Raw genomic sequence first — 3,654 nt, 5'->3', positions numbered from 1 at the left:
GACCAGAGTTACCGATACAAGTCGTACAGCCGTAACCAACTGTTTGGAAACCTAATTGATCTAAATAAGTTGTTAAACCAGACTTATCTAAGTACTCTGTAACAACTTTAGATCCTGGTGCTAACGATGTTTTTACGTAACCAGGTACTTTAAGTCCTTTTTCAATTGCTTTCTTCGCAACTAACCCTGCTCCAATTAACACGTACGGATTTGACGTATTTGTACAGCTTGTAATTGCAGCGATTGCAATTCCACCTGTTTTCATCGTTACTTCTTGATCTTTCAATGTAACTTTCACTTCTTTATCAAACTCTTGCTCATTGAATCCAAGTCCTTGTGTTCCAACTGGTGCTACAACAGCTTTATGGAACTCCTCTTTCATATCTGAAAGCGGGATTAAATCTTGCGGACGTTTCGGTCCAGAAAGGTTAGATTCGATTGTATTTAAATCAATTTCAACAAGATCAGTATAGATTGGATCTTTACTATCTGCTGTATAGAATAAACCGTTTGCTTTACAATATTCTTCAACAACGCGAATTTGCTCTTCATCTCTACCTGTTAAACGTAAGTATTCTAATGAAATATCGTCGATTGGGAAGAATCCACAAGTTGCACCGTATTCTGGTGCCATATTTGAAATTGTTGCACGGTCAGCTAAAGGCATGCTCTTTAGTCCACTACCGAAGAACTCAACAAATTTACCAACTACACCTTTTTGACGTAACACTTGTGTTACTTTTAATGCAACATCAGTTGCTGTTGTACCACTTGGAAGTGTACCAGTTAATTTCACACCGATTACTTCAGGTACTGGGAAATATGAAGGCTGTCCAAGCATTCCTGCTTCCGCTTCAATACCACCAACGCCCCATCCAAGAACACCGATACCATTAATCATTGTTGTATGTGAGTCAGTTCCAACTAATGAATCTGGGTATGCAACTAAGTCACCTTCAGCATTTTTCACCGCATGAACAACCGGTGCTAAATATTCAAGATTTACTTGGTGTACAATACCTGTTGCTGGTGGAACTGCACGGTAGTTATCAAATGATTTCTGTGCCCAGCTTAAAAATTTATAACGTTCTTCATTACGTTTAAACTCTAAGTCCATGTTGAATGCAAGCGAGTCTGCCGTACCCGCTCTATCAACCTGTACAGAGTGATCAATTACAAGGTCTACAGTAATTTCAGGATTAATTTTGTCAGGATCCCCACCCATGTCTGCCATTGCTTTACGAAGCGAAGCCAAATCTACAACAGCWGGAACACCTGTGAAGTCTTGTAAGATTACGCGAGATGGTTTAAACGGAACATCGATATCTTGAACATCTTTCGTTCCCCATTTTGCTAAATTTGTAACGTGTTCTTCTGTAATTACGCGTCCGTCTACTTGACGAAGTACAGATTCAAGTAAAACTTTCACGGAATATGGTAATTGAGATACGTTGCCAACCCCTGCGTTTTCAAGCGCTTTCAATTGATAATAATGATACGTCTTTCCATCTAGTTCAAAAGTTGCACGTGATTGAAATGGATTATGTTTGACCATTATGTTTCCCCCCTGTTAAACGTGACTAATTTGTCTGAATATAAAATGTAGACAAACTTTTCAATACCTTACGATAATATCTTATTACAACTTTCTAAATAAGTAAATAATAAGAAACTTATGGATTATAATAAGTTTTCTTTATATTTCTAAATTTGAATAGTGTCCATGCTCCTTATAAATACTATTATTGTAAAGTAAAGTACTCTTTCAGCGTTTTACTTTACGTTCATATATGCTATGAACAACTCATGATTCATCTATAAAAAACATTGTAGAGGTGAGAAGAAATGGGTAAAAGAAAAGCAAATCATACTATTTCAGGAATGAATGCTGCATCCGCCCAAGGGCAAGGAACTGGTTATAACGAAGAGTTCGCAAATGAACCTTTAACTCCAGCACAACGACAAAATAATAAGAAACGAAAAAAGAATCAGTAACAAAAAATCCCAAAAGGTACACCTTTTGGGATTTTTTCTAATGCTTATAACTTAATAATTCCGAAACCTTTACAAATCGATATCCCTGCTTTTTAAGCTCAGGTAAAATTTTCGCTAATGCCGCCACTGTTTGACTACGATCATTTCCTCCATCGTGCAACAGTACAATATCTCCGCTTTTAGCATTTTTCACAACATGATTTACAATAGATTCAGTACCTGGGTTGGCCCAATCACGCGGGTCTTGATGCCATGACCATAGAACAATTTGATACCCAGCTTCTTTCGCTGTTGTAAATACAGCGTCATTAATATATCCACCTGGTGGACGGAACAATAAAGGTTCTTTCACCCATTTTTCAAAATATTTCTTTCCATCTAAAATATCACTTTTTAATTTATCATCTGAGGAATTGTTCGCATACAAATGATTCATCGTATGATTTCCAATTTCATGTCCCTCTTTCAACACTCGCTTTACTAAGTACGGATTACGCTGAACTCTAAAGCCAATCATAAAGAAGGTTGCTTCTGCTTTATATTGACGTAATAAATCTAATACTTGCGGCGTATAAGTTGGATCCGGTCCATCATCAAATGTAATTGCAATAATCTTTTCATTATTCGGCACTTCCCACGTTACATAACCAGTTGGTTCTAATTCTTTCCTTAACAACATTTTCGCTTCCACTTTGTCCACTTGAAATATATGTACTGCACATATAAAAGAAAATATCGATAAAATAATTTTTCGTTTCATCATAATATCACTAAAAGTAATGAGGTTGTTGAATTCTCAACAACCTTCCATTACTTTTCTAATTGATCTACGTTCTGCATAATATTTTGGAGATTACTTTCATATTGCTCAAGTTGTGGACGCTGCGTTTCTGATGCTACTTCAAGTGCATTTTGAATCTGTTCGTACGCCTCTTGAACTTCTTGGCGTAACTCTTTTAAGTCATGGCCGTAATTCGGGTCATTTTTCACAATATTATTGAATATATTTTCCGCTTGAACAACCCCTTGCTGCGCGGCCTGAAAAGCCTGTTGCTTATCTTTATGATATGGCATAACACTTTCCCCTTCCTATATGAGTTAGTCCTACTTATCTTTACCCATTTCTCAAAAAACATTCTCGTATAAATTCGCAAACTTCTCTCATTCTAAATAGGGAGAGGAGGTGTAAAATACAATGGGTAAAAACAATAATCAATCTAATCGTCAAAACGAGAAAAAAGGGCAATCTTCTGGACAGCCCGAACCTTTAAGTGGATCTCAYAAAGTTAAAAATCGTAATCATTCACGTCAAAAAAATCATGCRCATCATGATATGTAAAGCAAAAGCATTCACACACACTGTATCTTTCACATAAAATGTTTATATTTTTCTATTTGTTCTTCACCTCTATTTCATTCATGCATAACATAGTATGAATTGAGATTTTACGGAGGGTGTCTTTCATGGGCAAGAAAAAGAAGGATTGTCTTTTTCATGTTGATGGTTTCGAAGAATGGATGGATCAATTTTGTTCTGATTCTTGTAGTAACTTTAGTTTTCCAAATCAAATTCATATTGACCTTTGTGAAACAGAACAAGAATACATTTTGGAAACAGATGTACCAAATGCAACTGCACAAAATGTACTCATTAAAAAG

The 3,654-nt window shown here is 36.1% G+C and carries 5 protein-coding genes and 1 pseudogene; 3 read left to right on the top strand and 3 right to left on the bottom strand.

From position 1 onward, the window contains the following. Nucleotides 1-1,555, bottom strand: a 1,555-nt coding sequence (acnA, locus tag AC1DJR_RS21565) for an aconitate hydratase AcnA (RefSeq protein WP_477003462.1), incomplete at its 3' end; no start/stop codon positions are given. 290 nt (nt 1,556-1,845) lie between these two features. On the opposite strand from acnA, the gene sspO reads away from it, so the two are divergent. Further along, entirely contained in the window at nt 1,846-1,995 is a 150-nt protein-coding gene (sspO, locus tag AC1DJR_RS21560; protein ID WP_242235400.1) for a small acid-soluble spore protein O, read from the top strand. A 37-nt stretch (nt 1,996-2,032) separates the two neighbouring features. Here the strand turns inward: sspO and pdaB are convergent, their stop codons facing one another. After that, the gene (gene pdaB, locus AC1DJR_RS21555) at nt 2,033-2,758 is read right to left on the bottom strand and encodes a polysaccharide deacetylase family sporulation protein PdaB (protein WP_429687851.1); all 726 of its coding nucleotides are present in this window, start codon (nt 2,756-2,758) and stop codon (nt 2,033-2,035) included. A 47-nt stretch (nt 2,759-2,805) separates the two neighbouring features. Then, nucleotides 2,806-3,069, bottom strand: coding sequence for a hypothetical protein (locus tag AC1DJR_RS21550; protein ID WP_085312113.1), 264 nt, complete (start codon nt 3,067-3,069; stop codon nt 2,806-2,808). 121 nt (nt 3,070-3,190) lie between these two features. Between AC1DJR_RS21550 and AC1DJR_RS21545 the strand changes: the two genes are divergently transcribed. Continuing rightward, nucleotides 3,191-3,334, top strand: a complete 144-nt coding sequence (locus tag AC1DJR_RS21545) for a small acid-soluble spore protein P (RefSeq protein WP_002014281.1) — start codon at nt 3,191-3,193, stop codon at nt 3,332-3,334. Between the two features lie 125 nt (nt 3,335-3,459). Beyond that, nucleotides 3,460-3,654, top strand: a pseudogene (locus tag AC1DJR_RS21540) (Hsp20/alpha crystallin family protein); the annotation flags it as partial.

The organism is Bacillus sp. 05T31, from assembly GCF_056396725.1.
This window is presented reverse-complemented; position numbering and strand designations above follow the sequence as displayed.